We start from the raw sequence: 21,705 nt of genomic DNA on the forward strand, positions 1-21,705 counted from the left end.
CCGCGCGATTGGCCATCGCCGAAGCTCCGATCCCGCAAATCGCGGCGAGAGGAAGCGAATCGCGGCTACCACGTGCCCGCTCGGCTCACGCGATTGCTTTCTGAATTGCGCGCCGCACGCCGAACGGTGGCCGAACCACCATGAGGCCGCTTCGCGTGACGCGACGCTCTCGCGTAGGCCGCAATCCGGTTGATCCTAATTTTTCATGAAACATCGAAGCGAAACGGATCAGGTGCCGCTGCATGGATCGCCTGCAGGTCCGAGCGCCAGAGGTGTCCTTGGATAAGGAGGACTCCGGCATCCGCTTGGTCGTGCGAGCACGCTCCAAGGGACGGCCGGGTGTGGGCGAGACGGACCGAGGGTTCCGGCCCACGCGCCGATGCGGCGCCCTCGCCGGGGCTTTTCCGAGGAGTCCGGGTTGACCGTTCGGGTTCGCAAGACGAGATATCGCTCTCGACGAAGCTGGCTCTCCCAGCAAAACAGCTAAGGCACCACCTCCCGGAACCGAGCCATGCCCTATGGGCCCGTCGGCACCGAGTTGACCGCCGGGTCCGCGGGCAGCGTCTCGCGATCGGGCAAGGAACGTTGGTCGGACCGAGAGCGACGCCCGGGTGGCAAGTGAACGGAGGTCCGGGGAGCGGCGCCGCGTGTCGAACCATCTCGTCTTACTGATGGAAATTCGCCGGCCCGCCACCATCGGTCTGGCGCTCAGGCGGGCGATGCCGCCCGCGACCTCCATTAGGCGCCCGCGGGTGCCGCGACGGTGACGTTCTCCACCGCAGGCTGCCCGAAAACCGCGGTCTTGCCTCCGCGGGGAGCACGTTCACAAGCAGGGGATCGACCTTCCGCCGAGACTCACGGGCGGCGGGCAATCGGGCTCTCTTGGCCAAGGAACGGCCGACGCGATGCGAGGGAGGTCGCGCGGACCGGCGAAAAGCCTCCGGCGTGAAGAGCGGGGACTCGTCGCAAGGTGTCCCGCGGCGGTGCGAACCGACGACCGGCATGTCGAAGGAAGAATGCTCGGGACCTCTCTTGGCGGCCCGCGAGAAGACCGCGCGCAAGTCCAGAATCTCCCGCCGCCGGGGCCCCGCCACCGGCGACAGGGGGAACTCCCGGCCGACGGGGAGATCGAGTCGCCGCCGGGCGCGGGCCGATCGACCACGGGACCGGCGGCGTTTTGGCCGGTGACGGCGCCATACCTTCGGACCGCGGCCTGTTGCCGGCCGGCCTCGCGCTTTCGGGCGGAAAGCCCGGGCCGGCCGGATCCGATGAGGCAGCGGGCCTGGTATCCGATCACCTGGGCTGACCGAATGGGGTGGGGACGGCCGGCCGCGGGCCTGTCTTCCGGGCGGCTCCCGGGCCGATCCGGCGCTTCCGGAGGGCGCACCGGGTGCCGCGCGCCGGCGAGAGCAGGGCCTCCAGCGTTTCCGCCGCCGATCCCCCCACAGTGCTCGAAACGCCGGGTGGGCGGCCCGGTGGGGAAACACCGCAGCGCCGGGGCCGAGGCGGGCACCGCGGCGAAAAGGGTTGCCGCCGGGTGCCGTACGCGGTACAAGCTACCGGCGATGAGGAACCACACGTCGGAACGGGGAATCACGAAGACCACTCCGCGGGGCTGGTGGTGGCGTACCGCCCATGCGGAGGGGGGTTCGCCCCGGTCCTGACGCCTGCGCTCGACCTGCTGACCCACCTCCGAGAGCCCCGGGGGTGGGTCTTTTGGTGCCGGCCTCCGGGGCTCCCGGTCGAAGGGAGCCGCGATGCAGCCGCCGTTCGACATCGCCGCCGATCTCGACACGCCCGTTTCGGCCTACCGCAAGCTGGCGCCCTTCCGGCCGCGATTCCTGCTGGAGAGCGTGGAGGGGGGCGAGCGGCTCGCGCGCTACTCCTTCATCGGATTCGGTGACGGCCTGGAGGTCAGGCTGCACGCCGGCGGGCTGACGGTGGGCGGCAAGAGCCGCCCCCGGCCGGGGGGAGCCGGCGAGCTGCTCTCGGCGCTCCGCGACGCGTTGGCGCGGGCGCCGAAACCGGGCGCGGGGCTCTCGGGAGTCCCTTTCACCGGCGGGCTGGTGGGTTGCGCCGCCTACGACCTCGTGCGCTTCTTCGAGCCGCTCCCCGAGCCGGCGCACAAGCCACCGGCGGGCCCGGACGCTCTTTTCTTCGCGCCCCGGTCCGTTCTCGTCTTCGACCATCTGACCCGCCGCGCCGCGCTCCTGCATGACGGTCCGGAGTCGGATCGCGCGGCGCTCCGAAAGGAAGTGATCGCGGCGCTGCGCAGCGCGGTCCCGCCTTCCTCTCCCGGCGCCAAGCACGCTCCGCCGGAGCCCAGCCTGTCGCCGGCGGCTTTCCGGGAGGCGGTACGGCGCGCGAAGGGACACATCGCCGCCGGCGACGTCTACCAGCTCGTCCTCTCGGTCCGATTCGAAGGGGCCTGCGACGTGGTCCCGTTCGAGGTCTATCGCGCGCTCCGGTTGCTGAACCCGTCTCCGTACATGTACTTCCTGGAGACGGGAGAGGCGGCGATCGTGGGTTCCTCACCCGAAGCTCTCGTCAGGTTGCAAGGAAGACAGGCCGCGCTGCGCCCGATCGCCGGCACGCGTCCCCGCGGCGCGGACGACGAAGAGGACGCCCGTCTGGAGCGCGAGCTGCTGGCCGACGAGAAGGAGGCCGCCGAGCACGTGATGCTGGTCGATCTCGCCCGCAACGATCTCGGCCGCGTGGCGGTCGGGGGAAGCGTGCGCGTCGATCCGTACCGCACGATCGAGCGCTACAGCCACGTGATGCACCTCGTCAGCGGCGTGCGCGGTGTACTGGCTCCGGACAAGGACGCGTTCGACCTGTTCGCGGCGTCTTTTCCCGCTGGCACCGTCGTCGGCGCTCCGAAGGTGCGCGCGATGCAACTCATCGACGAGATCGAGCCGGTTCGGCGCGGATTCTACGCCGGCACCGTCGGCTACTTCGGCGCGGGCGGCGGGATGGACCAGGCGATCGCCATCCGAACGATCGTTCTCTCGCAGGGGCGCTACCGCTACCAGGCCGGTGCCGGGATCGTGGCCGACAGCGATCCCGCGCGCGAGCACGAGGAGGTGCTGGCGAAGAGTGCGGCCCTCGAGTCGGCGCTCGTGCTCGCGGAGGAGGGGTTGTGAGCGCGCACGTGCTGTTGATCGACAACTACGACTCGTTCACCTACAACCTCGTCCAGGCGCTGCTCGTCCTCGGAGCGCGCGTGACCGTGCGGCGCAACGACGCGATCGACGTCGAGGGAGCGCTGGCGCTCGACCCGACTCACGTGGTGATCTCACCCGGCCCGGGGAGGCCGGAGCACGCGGGCGTGACGCCGGCCGTCATCGAGGCCTTCCTCGGCAGGCGGCCGTTGCTCGGCGTCTGCCTCGGCCACCAGGCGCTGGCGCACGTGCTCGGGGGGCGCATCACGCGCGCGCAGCGGCTGATGCACGGCAAGGCCTCGCCCGTCTACCACGACGGCCGCACCCTCTATCAGGGCCTGCCGAACCCGTTCGAGGCGGGGCGCTACCACTCGCTGGCGGTGAGGGAAGAGGACCTGCCGGCCGATCTCGCCGTCACCGCGTACACCTCGGACGGGGAGGTCATGGGCGTCCGCCACAAGACGTTCCCGGCCGAGGGCGTGCAGTTCCACCCGGAGAGCGTGCTGACGCCGGAGGGGGACCGCCTGTTGCGGAACTTCCTCGACCTGGAGCCGGCGGAGGGCAGCGGCCGATGACGGGGCTGCTCGACCGGTTGCTCGACGGCGCCCGGCTCTCCGAGGCGGAGGCCGCCGCGCTCCTGCGGCGCCTCGCCGACGAGACGACTCCCCCGGCCGTCTCCGGGGCCGTGCTGGCCGCCCTTCGGCTGCGGGGCGTGACGGCGGCCGAGCTTCGCGGCTTCGCGCGGGCGATGAGAGAGCTCGCGCGCCGGCCGGCGATCGCGCGCGACGGATGCGCCGACGTCGTCGGCACCGGAGGTGACGGATCGGGAAGCCTCAACCTGTCCACCGGTACCGCGCTGCTCGCCGCGGCCTGCGGCGTGCCCGTCGTCAAGCACGGGAACCGCTCGATCTCGAGCCGCTGCGGCAGCGCGGACGTCCTCGAGGCGCTCGGGCTGCCGCTGCCCCTCGACGAAGAAGCCGCGGCGGCCTGCCTCGAGGAGACCGGGTTCACGTTCCTCTTCGCGCCGCACTACCACCCCGCCATGAGGGCGATCGGCCCGGTGCGCCGGGCCCTCGGCGTCCGGACGGTTTTCAACATCCTCGGGCCGCTGACCAATCCGGCGGCACCCGCGTATCACCTGATCGGTGCCTATGACGCGAAGATCGCGCGACTGATGGCGGAAGCGCTCAGCGGCCTGCCGATCGCGCGCGGGTTCGTCGTCCACGGAGCGGCCGGCTGGGACGAGCCGACGCCGATCGGCCCGTTCCTGCTGTTCGACGTCCGGCCCGGGAAGGTGGAGGAGCGGCGGGTCGACCCGCTCGACCTGGGCGTCGCGAGGTGCGCTCCGGCCGATCTCGCGGGAGGGGACGCGAGGGAGAACGCCGTGCGGCTGCGAGCGGCGCTGCGGGGAGAGGAAGGGGGCGCTCACCTCGACGCCCTCGTACTCGGGGCGGGCCTCGTTCTCGAGCTGACCGGGCGCGAGCCCGATCTCGGCGCCGGCATGGAGCGGGCGCGAGCGGCCGTCGCCGACGGGGCCGCCGCGCGCCTTCTGGAGGCGATCGCCGATTTCGGCCGGAGGGTCGCGTGAACGGCCCGGTTCGCCGCGAGGGCCCTCCGGTCCCGCAGGCGGGGCGGCCCGCCCGCGGGACCGCGCCCGTTCGGAGGAGCGCCGGATGAGTTATGGCTTTCTCGACCGGATGGCGCGCGCTTCCGCCGCCCGCGCGCGCGCCGCGAAGGCGCGCGAGCCGCTCGGCGCCCTGATCCGCCGCGCGCGCGGCCGGCCGGCACCCCCTCCGCTGCGCCTTTCGCCGGATGGGTTCGACCTGATCGCGGAGGTGAAGTGGCGCAGCCCTTCCGCGGGGCCGCTCGCCGAGATTCCGCCGGAAGACCGGCGTGCCGCCGCGGCCGAGCGGGCCCGCCGCTACGCGAGCGCCGGCGCGGCGGCCGTGTCGGTGCTGACCGAGCCGGAAGCGTTCGGCGGCGGGCTCGATCAGCTCGCGGCGGCCGCGGCGGCGGCGGGCGTGCCGGTGATGCGCAAGGATTTCCTGGTCGATCCGTACCAGGTATGGGAGGCGCGCGCCGCCGGAGCGGGCGGCGTGCTGTTGATCGCCCGGCTCCTCGAGGGCGCCCTCCTGGGCGAGATGCTGGAGGCGGCGCGCGAAGCGGGTCTGTTCGCTCTCGTCGAGTGCTTCGACCCCGACGAACTCGACCGCGTCCGGGGCTCCGCAGAGGCGGTGCGCTTCCCTCCGGCTCCGGCGTCGCCGGCTGCGAAGGCCGGTCCGGACGGCGGTCCCGAGCGGCCCTTTCGGTCCCTCGCGGGTCCCGCCCCTCGACCGGAGACGACGCCGGACGCGGGGGAGAGGGCGGAAGCGGACCTCGGCCGGCCCGGCGGGGCGATTCCCCGAGCCGGGGGGCCTGTCCCCCGGATCGTCCCGCGGCGCTCCCGGAGCCGCGGGAACCCCCGCCGCGCGGACCCGGAGGACAACTCCCGCCTTCCGGAGCGCTTCGCGGGGCTCTTCCCGTTGTGGGGAATCAACGCGCGCGACCTCGCCACGCTGCGCTGCCGGGGCGGAGTCTTCGAGGCCGCGATCGCCCGCTTCCCCGCGGGCGCGGTCCGCGTGGCGGAGAGCGCGATCGGCTCCGCAGCGGATGCCGCACGGGTCGCGCGGCTCGGTTACGATGCCGCCCTCGTGGGGACGGCGCTCATGCGGGCGCCGGACCCGGAACGGCTGATCGAGGAGATGCTCGCGGCCGGCAGGGCCGCGCGGAGGAATCGCGGATGCACGTCCGGGTGAAAATCTGCGGCATCACCGACGCGGCCGCGCTGCGCGCCGCCGTCGAGGGAGGTGCGGACGCGGTCGGGTTCGTCTTCGCCGGCTCGCCACGAGCCGTGATCCCGCACGTCGCCGCCGCCCTGGCCGACTCGCTTCCCCCCTACGTTTCGCCGGTCGCCGTCTTCGCGCGGCCCACCCGTGAGGAACTCTCGGCGGTGCTGGAGGTTTTCCGTCCCGACTGGATCCAGGCCGACTTCGAGGCGGAGGGCGGCGTTCCGCCCCGCTATCGCTCCCGCTTCCTGCCGGTGTTCCGCGCGAGGCCGGGGATCGAAGAGGAGGTCGAGCGTTACCTGGGCGCGTCGCCGCCGGCCGGCGGAGCCTTCGTCCTCGACGGCCCGGTCAGCGGCTCCGGAGAGCCCGTGGACTGGGAGACGGCTTCGCGCCTGGCGCGGCGTGCGCCGCTCGTCCTGGCTGGAGGCCTCACTCCGGAGAACGTGGGTGAGGCGATCCGGACCGTGCGCCCGTACGCGGTCGACGTCAGCAGCGGCGTCGAATCGGAACCGGGCCGGAAGGATCCGGCGAAGATCGCCGCCTTCCTCGAGGCCGTCCGCGAGGCGGAACGAGAGCTGAGAGGCGAGCAGGCATGATCGCCCGCCCCCGCATCGCCGCGGCCGAGCGTGAACGCCTCCTGGCCGAACTCGTCGAAGGTCGCCTCCCCGACGAGCGCGGGCGGTTCGGGCCCTTCGGCGGCCGCTTCGTTCCCGAGACGCTGATGCCGGCGCTCCAGCGGATCGAGGAGGGAGCCAGGCGCCTGCTGGGCGATCCCGGCTTCCGCAGCGAGCTCGAGGGTGAGCTCCGGGCGTGGGTCGGGCGCCCCACCCCGTTGACGCCGGCCCGGCGCCTGGGCGAGGCATGGGGTTGCGACCTCTGGCTCAAGCGTGAGGACCTGGCGCACACCGGGGCGCACAAGATCAACAACGCGCTCGGCCAGGCGCTCATCGCCAGGCATGTCGGGGCGCGCCGCGTGGTCGCCGAGACCGGCGCGGGCCAGCACGGCGTCGCCGCCGCCGCGGCCTGCGCGCGGGTCGGCCTTCCGTGCCGCGTCTACATGGGGGCCGTCGACGTCGAGCGCCAGGCCCCCAACGTCGACCGGATGGAGCGCCTCGGCGCGGAGGTCGTTCCGGTCCGCACGGGGGACGCGACGCTGCGGGCCGCGATCGACGAGGCGCTGCGCGACTGGGTGTCCGACCCGGAGGAGACGTACTACCTGCTGGGCTCGGCGGTCGGACCGCACCCGTACCCGTGGCTGGTCCGCGAACTGCAGGCGGTCATCGGCCGGGAGGCGCGCGACCAGATGCTGCGGGAGGCGGGCCGACTGCCGGACGCCGCCGTCGCCTGCGTCGGCGGCGGCTCGAACGCGATCGGCCTGTTCCACCCGTTCCTCGGCGACCGCGACGTCGATCTGGTCGGCGTGGAGGCCGGAGGGCGGAGCGAGGGGCTCGGGGCCCATGCGGCCACGGTGGTTCGCGGGACACCAGGGGTCCTTCACGGCAGCTACTCGCTGCTGCTCCAGACGGAGGAAGGCCAGGTCGTGGAGACCCACTCGATCTCGGCAGGGCTCGACTACCCGGGCGTCGGCCCGGAACACGCCCTCCTCGCGGCGATCGGGCGGGTGACCTACGTCACCGCGACCGACGAGGAGGCGCTGGAGGCTCTCGAGGCCTGTTGCCGCCACGAGGGAATCGTCCCGGCGCTCGAGAGCGCCCACGCGCTGGCCGGCGCGCGAAGGCTCGCCGGCGCCCGACCCGGCGCCGTCCTCCTCGTCGGGCTGTCCGGGCGGGGCGACAAGGACCTGCCGGCACTGGCGCGACGCCGTCGGGGGGGCGAGGGGTGAACGGCGGCGCGCGCATCGAACGGGCGATCCGGTCCGCCTCGCCGGCGCTCGTCGCCTTCCTGACCGGAGGCTTTCCCGACCGGGAGCGGTTCGCGGCGCTGCTGCCGCGGATGCGCGAAGCGGCCGACCTCGTGGAGGTCGGTGTGCCGTTCAGCGATCCGATGGCCGACGGGGTGACGATCCAACGGTCGAGCCGCGCCGCTCTCGAGAGAGGGGCCAACCTCGACACCATCCTGCGCGCGGTCGCCGACTCCGGCGGGCGCGCGCCGGTGCTGCTGATGAGCTACCTCAATCCGCTCCTCGCCGCCGGGTTCGAAGCCCTGGCCCGCCGCGCCGCGGAGGCGGGAGTTTCCGGGTTCATCGTGCCCGACCTCCCTCTCGAGGAATCGCAGCCTCTGCGCGAAGCGCTCGCCGGGGCGGGCCTGGGCCTCGTCCAGCTCGTCACCCCCGTGACCCCTCCGCCGCGCCTGGAGAGGCTCTGCCGCGCCAGCGACGGGTTCGTCTACGCCGTCACGGTCACGGGGACGACCGGCGGCACGGCCGCGCGCGATCCGGCCTCGTGGCACCGGCTCAACAGCTATCTCGACCGGGTGCGGGCCGTGTCGCCCCGGCCGGTGTGCGCCGGTTTCGGCATCCGCACCCCAGAGCACGCCGCGGCCCTCGGAGCGCATGCCGACGGGCTGATCGTCGGCTCGGCGTTGATCGAGGAGATCGAGGCGGGGCGCGACCCTGTCCGATTCGTCGAGGATCTGCGGGCTGCGCTCGACCGGCCTCGGAGGCCCGAACGATGATCGCGGTTCTCGAGAAGGGATGCCCGCTCAAGCTCAAGGCGGACGTCGTCCGCTTCGTCGAGGGGCAGGGCTACCGCGTCCAGGTGAGCGAGACCCCGGAGGGGCCGCTCGTCGGTGTCGTGGGGCAGGGCGCCGAGGCGCTCGCCGAGGCTCTGGCCGCCATGCCCGGCGTCGTGGAGGTGAGGCCGGTGGCTCCTCCTTACCCCCTGGTTTCGCGGGAGCATCATCCCGAACCGACGGTGGTGAAGGTCGGCGGGGTCGCGATCGGAGGGGAGCAGGTCGTCGCCATGGCCGGTCCCTGCTCCGTGGAATCGAAAGAGCAGCTTCTCGCCACGGCGCGCCACGTCGCCGCGGCCGGCGCCCGGGTGCTGCGCGGGGGCGCTTTCAAGCCCAGGTCGTCCCCGTACAGCTTCCAGGGGCTCGGCGAGCGCGGCCTCGAGCTGCTCGCGATGGCACGCGAGGCGACCGGCCTGGCGGTGGTGACCGAGGTCCTCGCCCCGGAGGACGTCGATCTCGTCGCCCGGTATGCCGACATCCTCCAGGTGGGCGCCCGCAACATGCAGAACTTCCGGCTGCTGTCGGCGGTGGGCGGCCAGCCGCACCCCGTCCTGCTCAAGCGCGGCATGATGGCGACGATCGAGGAGCTGCTGATGGCCGCGGAGTACATCGTCGCCGCGGGAAACCCGCGCGTGATCCTCTGCGAGCGTGGGATCCGCACCTTCGAGAAGGTGACGCGCAACACGTTCGACGTCGCCGCGGTTCCGGTTCTCAAGGAGCGCACGCACCTGCCGGTGATCGTCGATCCGTCGCACGCCTGCGGACTGCGCGAGTTCGTCATCCCCCTCGCGCGGGCGGGGATCGCCGCGGGCGCCGACGGGTTCATCGTCGAGGTCCACCCCGACCCCGACTCGGCCCTGAGCGATGGCCGGCAGAGCCTCACATTCGCGCAGTTCGACGAGCTGATGGCCGAGGTCGACCGGGTCGCCCGCGCCGTCGGCCGGACGCTCGCCCCGGCTCTCGGCTGATGGCGGCGCATGGCACGATCCGGCTCGAACCGGCGGAGAGGATCCTCGGGCGCCTTTCGGTGCCGGGCGACAAGTCGATCAGTCACCGCGCGCTGCTGTTCGCCGCCGTGGCGGGCGGGCGATCCCGGATCCGCGGACTCTCCCCCGGCGCCGACGTGGCGAGCACGCGGCGTGCGGTCGCACGCCTCGGGATCGCGGTCCGAGAAGAGGGCGGGGACGTCCTGGTCGAGGGGAGCGGCTGGCGCGGTCTCGACCGGGACCCGGGGCTCCCCGCGCTCGAACTGGACTGCGGGAACTCGGGGACGACCGCGCGCCTGCTGCTCGGGCTGCTGGCGGGACGGCGCGGGCGGTTCCGCCTGCACGGCGACGCCTCGCTGTCGCGCCGGCCGATGGACCGCGTGCTGCGACCGCTGGCCCGCTTCGGGCTCGATCCTCCCAGCGCAACCACGCTTCCGGTCGAGATCGTAGGGACACGCCTGCGCGGCGCCCGGGTCGATGCGGAGGTTCCGAGCGCGCAGGTGAAGGGAGCCCTGCTCCTCGCCGCTCTACAGGCGGAGGGAGAGAGCGAGATCCGCGTTCCCGGGCGCAGCCGCGACCACACGGAAAGGATGCTGGCGGCGCTCGGGGCGCCGGTGCGCACCGCGGGCGACGGCCGGATCTTCCGCGTCGCCGGCGGTGGAGCCGACCTCGAACCGTTCGATCTTGCCGTTCCGGGCGACCCTTCGTCGGCGGCGTTCTTCGTCGCGCTCGCCTGCGCGCGTCCCGGAAGCGAGCTGGTCGTGGAAGGGGTCTCCCTCAACCCGACCCGCCTCGGCTTCGTGCGCCTGCTGCGGCGGATGGGGGCGTCGATCGAGCAGATTCCCGGTCCGGAGCGGGCGATCGAGCCCGCCGGTACGCTGGTGGCCCGCGGCGGGCGCCTGCACGGCATCGCGATCGACGCCGGCGACGTGGCGGACGCGATCGACGAGATCCCGCTCCTCGCCGTGGTCGCCGCTGCGGCGGACGGGGAGACGGTGATCCGCGGGGCCGCGGAGCTCCGGCTGAAGGAGTCCGACCGCATTCGCGCCACCGCGGCGCTGCTGAGGGCGGCCGGGGCGCGGGCCGAAGAGTTCGAGGACGGCCTGGCCGTCCGCGGCGGCTCGCTCCGCGGCGGCGGCGAGGTCGATGCGGCGGGCGACCACCGGATCGCGATGAGCGCGGCGGTGGCGGCCGCGTTGGCGGAGCGCCCGCTGTCCCTTCGCGGAGCCGAGTGGGTCAGCATCTCCTACCCATCGTTCTTCGAGGACCTGGCGCGGCTGACCCGGTGAGCCGCGCCCCGCGGAGGACGCCGTGCTGCGGATCGCGCTGTTCGGTCACCCTGTCGGACACAGCCGTTCGGCCGAGCTGTTCGGCGCGCTGGCGGCGGCAGGCGGGCCGCCGGTCGATTACCGCCCCGTCGACGTGCCGCCGGGAGGGTTGCAGGAGGCGTTCGAACGGCTCAGGGCGGGCGAGTGGGACGGGGCCAACGTCACCATCCCTCACAAGGTCGAAGCGTGCAGGCTCGCAGACGAACTCGACGCCGCCGCCCGGGCCGCGGGTGCCGCCAACGTGCTCGTCCGGCGCGCCGGGCGGATCGCCGCGGCGAACACCGATGGCGCGGGATTTCTCGACGCGTTGCGACTGTTCCCGGAGCTCGGCTCGCTCCGGGGGCTTTCCGTACTGATCCTGGGGGCGGGCGGAGCGGCCCGCGGAGTGGCCGCGGCGCTCACCGCCGAGGGCGCGGAGGTGACGGTCGTCAGCCGCGATCCCGCGAAGCGCGCCGCGTGGGCGGGACACCTCGCGCGGCGCGTCGTCGGCTGGGACGATCCGGAGCTGGCGAGCGTGACCTCCTCCGCGCGTCTCGTCGTCCAGGCGACTCCCCTCGGCATGGCGCCGTACGAGAGCGCGCTCCCTCCGCTCCCGCTGGAGGCGGTGGGCCCGGGTCACCGCGCCGTCGACCTCGTCTACGAGCCGTGGGAGACGCCTTTCCTCGCCGCCGTGCGGGACCGCGGGGCCGCCGCGATCAACGGCTGGCCGATGCTCGTCCACCAGGCGGCCCGGGCGGCGCTGCTGTGGGGCGGCCCGGCCGCGGCCGGACGGCTGCTCGCCGCCGCCCGCGAACTCGAGGCCCGCGATCCGTTCCGTGCCGGGGCGTGAGAACCACGGGAGGAGCCCGGGCGGCCGCGCTTCGGACCGAACCGCCACCGGTGCGCCACGGGGGGACCGGTGCGGCCGGGCATCCCCGAAACGCCTCGTTCGAGCGCCGCTGGTAGGATAGGGCGCCATGCCGACGACCCCGAGCGCACGGGAGGCCGACCCCGAGAGGGTGTCCGCGCCCGGATGGGAGGAACTCAAGGAGACTCCCCCGCCGAGCCTCCTCCGCCGATTCTTCACCACGCACCGGCACATCCTCGGACTCCTCGCGGGAGCCCTCGTCGCTCACGTCCGCCGCGTCCGCGAGCGGGAGCCGGAGCGCGCCCGCGGCCTGCGATTCGCCCTCCAGAGGGCGGCGGCCGCGTTCTACCGGCTCTTTCTCGACAAGGATCTGCGCGACCTTCCCTTTCCGGTCCAGTTCCGGCGGCGGCTGGAGATCCTCGGCCCCACCTACATCAAGCTCGGTCAGGTGCTGTCCCTGCGCGACGACCTGCTTCCGAAGGAGATCACCGACGAGCTGAAGAACCTCCTCGACCGGCTTCCGGTCGTCAGCTTCGAGCGCTTCCTCGAGCTGGTCCGCGAGGGTGTCGGACGTCCCATCGAGGAGATGTTCTCCTGGGTGGATCCCCAGCCACTCGGCTCCGCCTCCATCGCCCAGACGCATCGGGCGAGGACCGTCGAAGGGGATGACGTCATCATCAAGGCCGTCAAACCCAACATCGCCGAGACGCTCCGGCGGGACGCGGTTCTCCTGAAGATTTTCGGGTCGTTTCTGGAGCTGTTCCTGGCACGGTTCCAGCCACGCCGGGTGATCGACGAGTTCGTCGACTACACCCTCAAGGAGGTCGATCTGCGCCGGGAAGCGGACAACGCCGAGACGTTCGCCGCGAATTTCCGGGACGTGCCGGACATCGTCTTCCCGCGCGTCTACCGCCAGTACAGCGGCGAGCGCGTCCTGTGCATGGAGTTCCTCGACGGCTTCCCGCCGACCTCTCCGAAGGCCGCCCTGCTCAGCGATGCGGAACGCGACAAGCTGGTGGACATCGGGGCGGTGGCGATCATCCGGATGCTGTACAAGGACGGCTTCTTCCACGCCGACCTGCACGCGGCGAACCTGCTCATCCTTCCGGGTCCGAAGGCCGGATTCATCGACCTCGGCATGGTCGGCCGCTTCGACGACAAACTGCGCCGGACACTGCTCTACTACTACTACTGCCTCGTCATGGGCGATTCGGAGAACGCCGCCCGCTTTCTCACGGCCGTGGCCGAACCCGGCCCGCGCGGCGACCCGAAGGGTTTCCAGCGCGAGGTCGAGGAAATCTCCCGGCGGTGGTTTCGAAGGGCCGGCAGCGGCGGGGTGTCGATCGCACAACTGATCATGGAGTCGGTCAGCCGCGCCGCCCACTACCGGATGTACTTTCCGGTCGAGCTCGTGCTCATGGTCAAGGCGCTCGTCACGTTCGAGGGGGTCGGGCAGCTCCTCAAGCCCGGACTCGACGTCGCGAAGGTGTCGCAGCGCCACGTGTCTCGCATCTTCATCGCCCAGTTCAGCCCTCTCCGGCTGGCCAAGGAAACGCTGCGGGGCGCGCCGGAAGTGGTCGACGCGCTGGTCAAAGCGCCCCTGCTGATCACCGAGGGGCTCCGGTACCTCGAGACGATGACGCAGCAGCCGCGGGAGAACCCGCTCAACGCGCTGCGCGGCTCGGTGATGGGCGGCTTCTGCCTGGTCGCGGGCGCGATCCTGGCCGCCTCACACGGCCCGTGGCCCCTGTGGGCCGCCCTGTTCGCCCTCGGAGCGGCCCTGTTCCTGCGCCGGACCTCCTGAGCGACGGGGCGGCGGGCCGGCCGATCCACCGCTCGGAAAACCGCCCTACCGATCCCGCACTCACCGGCGTAGGATTCGAATCGGCCAGCCGGTGTGCGCCGGCGGGCCGGTGCAGCCGGCGGCCGAAAGGGGGTGTCTCGTGCGTCCGTCGGCCTTCCTCGTCGCGATTCTTTCGATCCTCGCGTCCGCCCCGGCCCCGCTGCGGGCCGACCCGCCACCAGCGGCGGCGGAGGCGGAAGCGCCCTCGATCCTTTCGCTATCCGAGGCGATCGACTGCCAGCGGAAGCTGGAGATGGTCCGCTGGCGGCATCGAGACTGGCCGGAGGACAACCCTACGCCGAAACCCGCGTCGCCCCCCGGCGTCGACGACCGGGCGCTCGAGCACCGCGTCCGGGAGATCCGGGCGATGAGCCTGGCGATCGCGGAGCTGCGGGGCCGGCCGCTGACGCATCGCGAACTCAGGGGGGAGATCGAGCGCATGGCGCGCTCCTCGCGCCAGCCTCAGGTCCTGCGGGAGATGTTCGCCGCCCTCGACAACGACCCGTACCTCGTCGCGGAGTGCCTGGCGCGGCCGATCCTCGCGGGCCGCCTCGTCCGCCTCCTACTCGGCGACTCGCGGAGTCCCGCGGAGGGGGATCCGTGGGACGCTGCGCGCGAGCGGTGGCTGGCCGCGGTCGGGTCCGGTGCGGCGGCCGATCCGGGCGCGATCGCGACGCCGGCCGGCGAGTGGCGCGCGGAGAGCCTCCCCGACGTCACCGGACAACTCTGCAGCACCTCGACGACCTGGACGCCGGTCTCGTCCGACGTCCCGGATCCGCGGGCTTCATTTGCGGCGGTCTGGACAGGAAGCGAGATGATCGTTTTCGGGGGGGACAATTACCTCTCCTACTCCAGCGTGGTGTACCGGACGGGCGGCCGTTACGACCCGGTCACCGACACCTGGAGGCCGCTGCCCTCGCGGCCCGGTCACCCCCCGGCGGCCTTCCCGAAAGCCGTCTGGACCGGTAGCGAGGTGATCTTCTGGGGCTTCGGGGGCGATGCGCCCGGTTGGAGGTTCGATCCCGCGACGGAGACATGGACGCCAGTGTCGTCCGACGGCGCACCCTACCGGGGGGGATCGGTGGTCTGGACCGGATCGCGGATGATCGTCTGGGGAGGTTCAGGGAATACGCCCTTGAACACGGGGGCGGCCTACGATCCGGTGACCGATACCTGGGAGCCGCTTCCCACGCAAGGCGCGCCCTCTCCTCGCAGCGGGCACACCGCGGTGTGGACGGGAAGCGAGATGATCGTTTGGGGCGGCAGGGAATCTTACAACCGGCGGCTCGGGGACGGCGGCCGCTACGATCCGGCCACGCGGCAATGGACCCCGGTGAGCACGGCCGGCGCTCCGTCACCCCGTGACCGGCACACGGCGGTTTGGACCGGAACCGAGATGATCGTGTGGGGAGGGAGCGACGATTCGTACAACCCGCTGCAGACCGGCGGCCGCTACGATCCGGCGAGCGATAGCTGGACCCCCACGACGCTCACGGGTGCCCCAAGCCCCCGGATGAGACACAGGGCCGTGTGGAGCGGGACGGAGATGATCGTGTGGGGGGGCGAGGCGGAGCACTCCGCGTCCCTCGGTGACGGCGCGCGCTACGACCCCCAGGCGGACTCCTGGACACCCGTCTCGAGCGGTCCGGGGAGCCCCGGCCCGCGCTCACGGCACGCCGCGGTCTGGACGGGCACCGAGATGATCGTCTGGGGCGGGAAGCGGTACGTACCGGATGGGTCGGACTCGTATTACGACACCGGGTCGCGCTACGACCCCGCCACCGACTCCTGGACGCCGATGTCGGCAGGACGGGTATCGCCGCTGGCACGCTCCGGGCACACAGCGGTCTGGACCGGAACGGAGATGATCGTCTGGGGCGGACAGGTGTACGGGGACCACCCGCCCTCGCGCACGTCGACCGGCGGCCGGTACGAACTGGCGACCGATTCGTGGACGCCCATGAGCACCGTCGGTGCACCCGCGCCCCGTGACGGCCACACCGCCGTTTGGACGGGGACGGAGATGATCGTCTGGGGCGGGACCGGCGACACCGGCGAGCTGGACGACGGCGGTGCCTACGACCCCACGCTGAACCACTGGCGGCCGCTGGACCGCAACGGCACCGTCCCCACGCCGAGATACGCGCACACCGCGGTGTGGACGGGGACGCGGATGCTCGTGTGGGGAGGGCGGCGCGGCAATCAGGTGCTCGGTGACGGCGCCGCGCTCGTTCCCGGGACGGTCGACACCTGGTACCCGATCTCCACGGTGTGGGCGCCGAGCCCCCGCGCCCGCCACACGGCGGTGTGGACGGGGACGGAGATGATCGTCTGGGGAGGCTACGATCTCGGCCCGTGGGGGGAAACCCACGGACTGAACACCGGCGGCCGCTACAATCCGACCACCGACCGGTGGTGGCCGACCAGCATCGGCCCCGGTGTGCCCGATGCCCGGTACGGCCATGTCGCGGTTTGGACCGGGGAGGAGATGATCGTCTGGGGCGGCGTCGAGGAGAACAATGTCTTTTTCTCCAAATGGCCGACGGGGGGCCGCTACGATCCGGTGGCCGATGCGTGGAGCCCGGTCTCCCAGGGTCCGAATCTCCCTACGGCGCGGTCCGGCGCGCGGGCGGTGTGGGCTCGGAGCGAGATGGAGATGATCGTCTGGGGAGGCGAGGGCAAGGACGATCCTCTCGACGATGGGGGCCGCTACGATCCGGTCGCGGACGCGTGGGCGCCGACGTCGCGCGGACCCGAGACGCCGGTGGCCCGCAAGAATCACACCGCCGTGTGGACCGGGACGGAGATGATCGTCTGGGGCGGCAGCCCGGGGCTGTCCAGCGGCGGGATCTACTGCCCGTCCATCTGTGATCCGACGACGACGTGGTACAGGGACGCCGACGGCGACGGGTACGGCGATCCCAACGACTCGCAGGTCTCCTGCACGCAGCCGCCGGGCTATGTCTACGACGGAACCGACTGCGACGACACGAATCCCGACATTCACCCGCGGACCCAGGAGGTCTGCGACGATCTCGACAACGACTGCGACGGGTATGTCGACGAGGGGCTCGTGTACGAGCCGGAAGCGTGCAACGGGCTGGACGACAACTGCAACGGACTCGTCGACGAGGACGATGTCGACAGCGGAGCGAGCTGTTCCACCGGGGAGTTCGGGGCGTGCGACGCCGGGACGACCGTGTGCTCCGGCGGCAGCCTGTCCTGTGCGCACGACGTCGGCCCCGGTCCGGAGCTGTGCAACGGGACCGACGACGACTGCGACGGGCTGACGGACGAGGCGACCGACAGCGACGGCGACGGGGTCGACGATTGCACCGACATCTGCCCCGCGTCGTACGATCCGTCCCAGGCCGATGCCGACGCCGACGGGAGCGGCGACGCCTGCGACTGCGCGCCGTCCGATGCGACGAATCCGGCGCCGCCGGAGGTCGGGCCGACCGTCACCGTCGGGCAGGGCGGCCGCGACGTCATCCGTTGGGAGCCGGTCTCCGGGACCGCCCGCTACAACGTCTACCGCACCGTGGGCTGGCGTTTCGATCCGACATCGACGTTCGATTGCATCGAATCCCGCACGGCCGCGACATCGTTCACCGATCCGGATCGGCCGCACAGGAACTACGCGCTGTTCTATCTCGTGTCCTCGGCCTGCAAGGGACTGGAGAGCGGGCTCGGAACCGATTCGGACGGAAACCCGCGGGCGAACGACCAGCCGTGTCCTTCCCACGCCAGCGATTCCGACGGCGACGCGGTCCACGACGACGCCGACAACTGCCCGGACTTCCGCAACGCCTCGCAGGCGGACTTCGACGGCGACGGGGTGGGCGATCCGTGCGACAACTGCCCGGCGACGCCCAATCCCGATCAGCTGGACACCGACGGCGACGGCATCGGCGACGCGTGCGATCCGGTGTAGCGGACCCGACCGCCCGCGGTCGGCTCAGTCGGCGCTCTCGAGGACGGCGTCGAGGCGGTCGAGGAGGTGGTGCAGCTTGCGCGCCACGCCGGAGCGCGCTTCCTCGTGGATTCCGACCCCGGACCACAGGTCGCGGTCCGGATCGTTCAGGACGTCGCGCCGGAGTTCGAGGCCGAGCTTGGCCAGGCGCGGAGCGATCTCGTCCGCTCTCTCCCGCAGCGTGCGGCGGGTCGCCTCGTAGGCGTGCTCGGCGGTGGCGCGTCGGGCCGAGAGGCTGAAGACGTTCGTGAAAAACATCCGATAGTCGTCGCGGCGCGGCTCGAGAAGCAGCACGTCGGTCGACGGGTAGAGCGCCGCGTACTTCGCGAAGCCGGTCGTCATCCGCGAGTGGATCAGGGTGCGCAGCGTCTGCGAGAGCACGGTCGGCAGGCCGCGGTCGGTCAACCGGCCGCGCCGCATGACGCCGCGTTCGACGGCGCGGGCGGTGTCGACGGGGACGATCGGGTTGACGCCGATCAGCAGGTCGACCTTCGCTTCGAGCGCCACCGAGGCGTGGAGCGTCTTGAGCAGCACGCCGTCGACATAACAGCGGCCGTCGATCTCGGCGGGAGGGTAAAGCCCGGGCAACGCGGTGCTCGCCTGCACGGCGCGGGAAATCGGCACCGTGTCGAAGGGCGGCTCGCCGAACCGTACGGCCGATCCCGAATCGAGGTCCGCGGCGACCACGACCAGCTTCGAGCTCAGCCGCCGGAAGTCGTCCGTCCTTCCCGGACGGTTGAACGTTCGTTCGAGATAGGCGCGGAAGGGCTCGTTGTCGAACAGCCCGACCGGGAGCGCGCGGGCGAGGCGTGTCAGCGCGCCGAGAAGACTCACGTCGCCGGGGTGCCGGGCCAGATCGGCGACGGCCTCCGCGGCGAGCCGTGGAAGGCGACCCCCCGAGCGCACCCACTCGCGCCAGGCGGGGGTGAAGAGGATCCGGGGCGCGATCGGATGCATGCCCGGCTCGGGGCTCACCAGGCCCCGGCATAGCCGCGAGACCGGGATGCGGTTGGCGAGGCACGCGGCGACGAACGCGCCGGCCGAAACGCCGACGTAGACGTCGAGCCGCGTGAAATCGAGCCCGGCGACGGCCTCCTCGAGCGCCCGGAGCGCGCCGATCTCGTAGATCGCGCCCTCCGCCCCGCCGCCCGCGAGAGCGAGCCCGATGCGAGCCTTGGGGCGGGACGTCATCGCCGGATCCACGGTCAGGCGCGGGAGCGTTTCGCCTTCCGCTTCGGGGACGTCCGTCCGGCCTTCCGCGACTGGCCGGATCGTGCTGTCGCGCGGGAAGAGGTCTTCTTCGCCGTCCGGGTGGCCGCTTTCTTCCGGCTCCGCGCGGCCGTTTTCTTCGTCGCCCGCTTCGCCGCCGGCGCCGCGGTCCCGGCGGCGGCCAGGGCCTCGACCTGGCGCGTCAGCTCCTCGACGCGGTCGGCCAGCCGGCGGATCTCGTCCCGGTCGGGCACCCCGATGCGGCTCATCGCCGCGGACAGCCGCTCGTCGAGGATCTTCTCGAACCGGTCCCAGCTCCGCCCGGCGCCCTCGCGCAGCTCGGCGGAGAGTTCGGCGGTGCGTTCGCGAAGGCGTTCCACCGTGGGCCGTGCTTTCTCGGCGTACTCCTCGCCGCGCTCGACGAGCTTCCGGAACAACTCGCGCCCCTCCGTCTCGGCGGAATGGAGGGCTCCCAGCCCCGCGAGCCAGATCCGGTGGAACGCGGCCGCCTTCTCTTCGCTCCGGCTGTCTTCTTTCCTTCGACGGGCGCTCATCGAATCCTCCCGGGGGCGCCGCGGGCGGGCCGGCCGGCCCGCCCGCGCCCGCGGTCACGAGGCCTTCTGCAGCTCTTCCACCTTGCGGGTCAGCTTCTCGACCCGGTTGATCAGGGTGCCGATCTCGTCACGGGTCGGGATGCCGAGGCGGTGGAGCGTTTCGCTGACCGTGCGCTGGATCTGCTGCTCCACCGCGCTGCCGGCTTTCTTCACCGTGTTCACCGCCGGCTCCACCGTCCGCCGGACGCGCTCCGCGGCCGGCTGCAGCCGCTTGCCGAGCTCGCTTTCCTTCTCGAAGGACTCGCCCTTGGCCACCAGCTCGTCGAGAAGGCTCTTCGCCCGCTCCTCGACGGTCGCCACGGCACCGAGCCCGGCGAGCCAGGCGTTCCGGCCCACCTTGACCACGTCCTCGCCGATCCTGCCCGCGATCCGATTCAGCTCGCGGGCCGAAGCCTTCGTCGTCACCATCGTTCCGCTCCTCGTGCGGCCCCGGTCGAGTGGCCGCTCGTTTTCCGTGGACCATGCCGGCGCTCAGCGCGCCGGGCCTTCCTGCGCGGCGCCCTCGGGCTCCGCGTCTCCGCGCGCGCGGTCACGCGCCTCCAGCTTGGCGAGCGTCGCCTCCAGCTCCTCGAGCCGGCGCCGCAGCCGCTGCGTCTCCTCCCGCACCTGGCGCACCGGCGCGGGTGCCAGCTTCTCCACGGAGGCCTTCACCAGGCGCCCCACACCCTCCTGGAGCTGCTCGACACCGGTCGAGACGGCGCGGCCGCCCGCCCGGATCAGCTCGTGGAGGAGTTCGCTGGGGAACAGGGAGGTGCCCTTTCGGCCCTCCTCGGAGATCACCTGGGTCAGCGTCGCCACGGTGACGTCCTCGGACGTCTTGTTGTCGACGACGCGGATCTGTTGCCCCTTCCGGATCCACGCCGCGATCTCCTCGAGGGAGACGTAGCGCGACTCCTCCGTGTCGTAGAGCTTCCGGCTGCCGTACCTCTTGATGAGGCGAACCATCGAATCGTCCCCCGCCGGCATGCCGCAGTGCGGCGCCGACGGACAAAACTATAACGCGCTGCGGCAGCGAAGTCCAGCGCGATTTCCGCGCTGCGGCAATTTTTTTAGAAACCCTTTTGCATCAGCACGTTAGCGATTTCGGCGGGCAGCGGGAAGGGCGGGTTGTTGCCGCATTGCGTCGTAACAGGCCATCGGAGTCGAGTTTGCATCGGGGGCGTGAACCCCGGCAGGGGGCGGCCCGCGGAAGGGCGCCGGCGGGCAGCGGGCGGTCCACCTCGCCGGCGGTCCCGGTGTTCGGCCCGGCCCTCCGGCGGCCGGAGATGGTCCGGGGACCTCTCGCGGGGACGGCTGCAGCCGGGCGCGCCCGGAAGCGGGGGCTCGCGCGCTCGTCACGCCAGTCCGCGGAGGATGCGTTCCAGTCCTCCGAGACCGCCCGGCTCTTCCGGAAGTTCCGGGAGGGCGACCACGGGGGCGCGCCCATCGAGCAGGCTGCGCAACTGCTCCAGGCCGGTCGCGTCCCGATCCCCGAGGAACCTCATCAGCGCGCGTCCCGGCGGATCGGCGGGGGTCGGGGGATCCGGCACTTTCGGATGGACCCTGTTCACCACGACCGCGCTCAGGAAAAGTCCGCGCTCGACCAGCGCCCTGGCGAAGAAGAGGGTGTCGGCCACCCGATCCGGGCCCGGACCGGCGATCAGGATGAACCCGGTCCGGTCCGAGGCGAGAAGTTCCTGGACTTCCCTGGCGCGGCGGCGGAAACCCTCGTAGAGGGGGCGGAACGCACGAAGAAACTCCCATACGTCCCGGACGAGGTCGAGTCCGACCACGCGGTCGAGCCAGGCCTCGACCGGCCTCGCGACGCGCCGCAGGCGGCGGCCGAGCACGAGCCGCCCCTCGGCATCGAACCAGTCTCCGAGGGCCAGCTCGAGCGCGCGGCTGTCGAGAAAGGCGACGATTCGCCGCGGCGCGTCGAGAAAGTCGAGCGCCTGCGCCGTGGGAGGGGTGTCGAGGACGATGCGGTCGTAGCCGCCTTCGCGGTGCACCTCGTAGAGGCGCTCGACCGCCATGTACTCGAGCACGCCGGCGAGATGCCCCGCGAGCCTCGCGTAGAACGGGCTCGCGAGAATCCGGCGCCGCGTCTCCGCGTCGGGCGCGTACCGCTCGACTAGGCGGTCGAACGTGCGGCGCGCGTCGAGGAGGCTCGCGTCGAGCCGCCCCGGCCCCTCCAGCGGCACCCGCACGGTCTCTCCCTCCGCCGCACCCCCGATCCCGAGTGCGTCGCG

General features: G+C 72.3%; 17 protein-coding genes. 12 read left to right on the top strand and 5 right to left on the bottom strand.

All coding sequences use genetic code 11. From position 1 onward, the window contains the following. The first annotated feature begins 1,757 nt into the window (after window positions 1-1,757). From D6718_00005 to D6718_00060, 12 genes are all read left to right on the top strand, one after another. A complete protein-coding gene (locus D6718_00005; GenBank protein RMG49268.1) occupies window positions 1,758-3,143 on the top strand; it encodes an anthranilate synthase component I family protein in 1,386 nt (461 codons plus the stop codon). Between the two features lie 8 nt (window positions 3,144-3,151). Then, a complete protein-coding gene (locus D6718_00010; protein ID RMG49283.1) occupies window positions 3,152-3,736 on the top strand; it encodes an aminodeoxychorismate/anthranilate synthase component II in 585 nt (194 codons plus the stop codon). Then, window positions 3,733-4,749, top strand: coding sequence for an anthranilate phosphoribosyltransferase (gene trpD, locus D6718_00015; GenBank protein ID RMG49269.1), 1,017 nt, complete (start codon window positions 3,733-3,735; stop codon window positions 4,747-4,749). Before D6718_00010 ends, trpD begins: the two co-directional genes overlap by 4 nt. A gap of 85 nt (window positions 4,750-4,834) precedes the next feature. Continuing rightward, the gene (locus D6718_00020) at window positions 4,835-5,956 is read left to right on the top strand and encodes a hypothetical protein (protein ID RMG49270.1); all 1,122 of its coding nucleotides are present in this window, start codon (window positions 4,835-4,837) and stop codon (window positions 5,954-5,956) included. Beyond that, window positions 5,941-6,582, top strand: a complete 642-nt coding sequence (locus tag D6718_00025) for a phosphoribosylanthranilate isomerase (protein ID RMG49271.1) — start codon at window positions 5,941-5,943, stop codon at window positions 6,580-6,582. Before D6718_00020 ends, D6718_00025 begins: the two co-directional genes overlap by 16 nt. Next, on the top strand, window positions 6,579-7,829 hold the full coding sequence (gene trpB / locus D6718_00030) for a tryptophan synthase subunit beta (GenBank protein RMG49272.1): 1,251 nt from the start codon (window positions 6,579-6,581) through the stop codon (window positions 7,827-7,829). The genes D6718_00025 and trpB overlap by 4 nt, the downstream gene beginning before the upstream one ends. Then, window positions 7,826-8,620, top strand: coding sequence for a tryptophan synthase subunit alpha (locus D6718_00035; protein ID RMG49273.1), 795 nt, complete (start codon window positions 7,826-7,828; stop codon window positions 8,618-8,620). The genes trpB and D6718_00035 overlap by 4 nt, the downstream gene beginning before the upstream one ends. Then, window positions 8,617-9,645, top strand: a complete 1,029-nt coding sequence (gene aroF / locus D6718_00040) for a 3-deoxy-7-phosphoheptulonate synthase (GenBank protein RMG49274.1) — start codon at window positions 8,617-8,619, stop codon at window positions 9,643-9,645. Before D6718_00035 ends, aroF begins: the two co-directional genes overlap by 4 nt. Further along, window positions 9,645-10,952 carry a 3-phosphoshikimate 1-carboxyvinyltransferase gene (aroA, locus tag D6718_00045; GenBank protein ID RMG49275.1) on the top strand — a complete coding sequence of 436 codons (1,308 nt, stop codon included), beginning with the start codon at window positions 9,645-9,647 and terminating at the stop codon, window positions 10,950-10,952. Before aroF ends, aroA begins: the two co-directional genes overlap by 1 nt. 22 nt (window positions 10,953-10,974) lie before the next feature. Then, window positions 10,975-11,820 carry a shikimate dehydrogenase gene (locus tag D6718_00050; protein RMG49276.1) on the top strand — a complete coding sequence of 282 codons (846 nt, stop codon included), beginning with the start codon at window positions 10,975-10,977 and terminating at the stop codon, window positions 11,818-11,820. A 127-nt stretch (window positions 11,821-11,947) separates the two neighbouring features. Beyond that, window positions 11,948-13,642 carry an AarF/ABC1/UbiB kinase family protein gene (locus D6718_00055; GenBank protein RMG49277.1) on the top strand — a complete coding sequence of 565 codons (1,695 nt, stop codon included), beginning with the start codon at window positions 11,948-11,950 and terminating at the stop codon, window positions 13,640-13,642. Between the two features lie 109 nt (window positions 13,643-13,751). After that, window positions 13,752-17,615: a hypothetical protein gene (locus D6718_00060; protein ID RMG49278.1), complete on the top strand. Its 3,864-nt coding sequence runs from the start codon at window positions 13,752-13,754 to the stop codon at window positions 17,613-17,615. A gap of 24 nt (window positions 17,616-17,639) precedes the next feature. On the opposite strand, the gene D6718_00065 is transcribed toward D6718_00060, so the two are convergent. The 5 genes from D6718_00065 to D6718_00085 all read right to left on the bottom strand — a co-directional run bounded on the left by D6718_00065 (window position 17,640) and on the right by D6718_00085 (window position 21,690). Continuing rightward, entirely contained in the window at window positions 17,640-18,845 is a 1,206-nt protein-coding gene (locus tag D6718_00065) for a patatin family protein (GenBank protein ID RMG49284.1), read from the bottom strand. Between the two features lie 14 nt (window positions 18,846-18,859). Continuing rightward, window positions 18,860-19,417: a hypothetical protein gene (locus tag D6718_00070; GenBank protein ID RMG49279.1), complete on the bottom strand. Its 558-nt coding sequence runs from the start codon at window positions 19,415-19,417 to the stop codon at window positions 18,860-18,862. 54 nt (window positions 19,418-19,471) lie between these two features. Next, complete coding sequence (locus D6718_00075; GenBank protein ID RMG49280.1) at window positions 19,472-19,885, bottom strand: hypothetical protein; 414 nt, start codon at window positions 19,883-19,885, stop codon at window positions 19,472-19,474. A gap of 63 nt (window positions 19,886-19,948) precedes the next feature. Then, window positions 19,949-20,443, bottom strand: coding sequence for a hypothetical protein (locus D6718_00080; protein RMG49281.1), 495 nt, complete (start codon window positions 20,441-20,443; stop codon window positions 19,949-19,951). Window positions 20,444-20,811: 368 nt separating this feature from the next. After that, window positions 20,812-21,690 (bottom strand): hypothetical protein, encoded by an 879-nt coding sequence (locus D6718_00085; protein RMG49282.1) that lies wholly within the window; start codon window positions 21,688-21,690, stop codon window positions 20,812-20,814. Window positions 21,691-21,705: the final 15 nt, after the last annotated feature.

It is taken from the genome of Acidobacteriota bacterium (genome assembly GCA_003696075.1).
Taxonomy (GTDB): Bacteria; Acidobacteriota; Polarisedimenticolia; order J045; family J045; genus J045.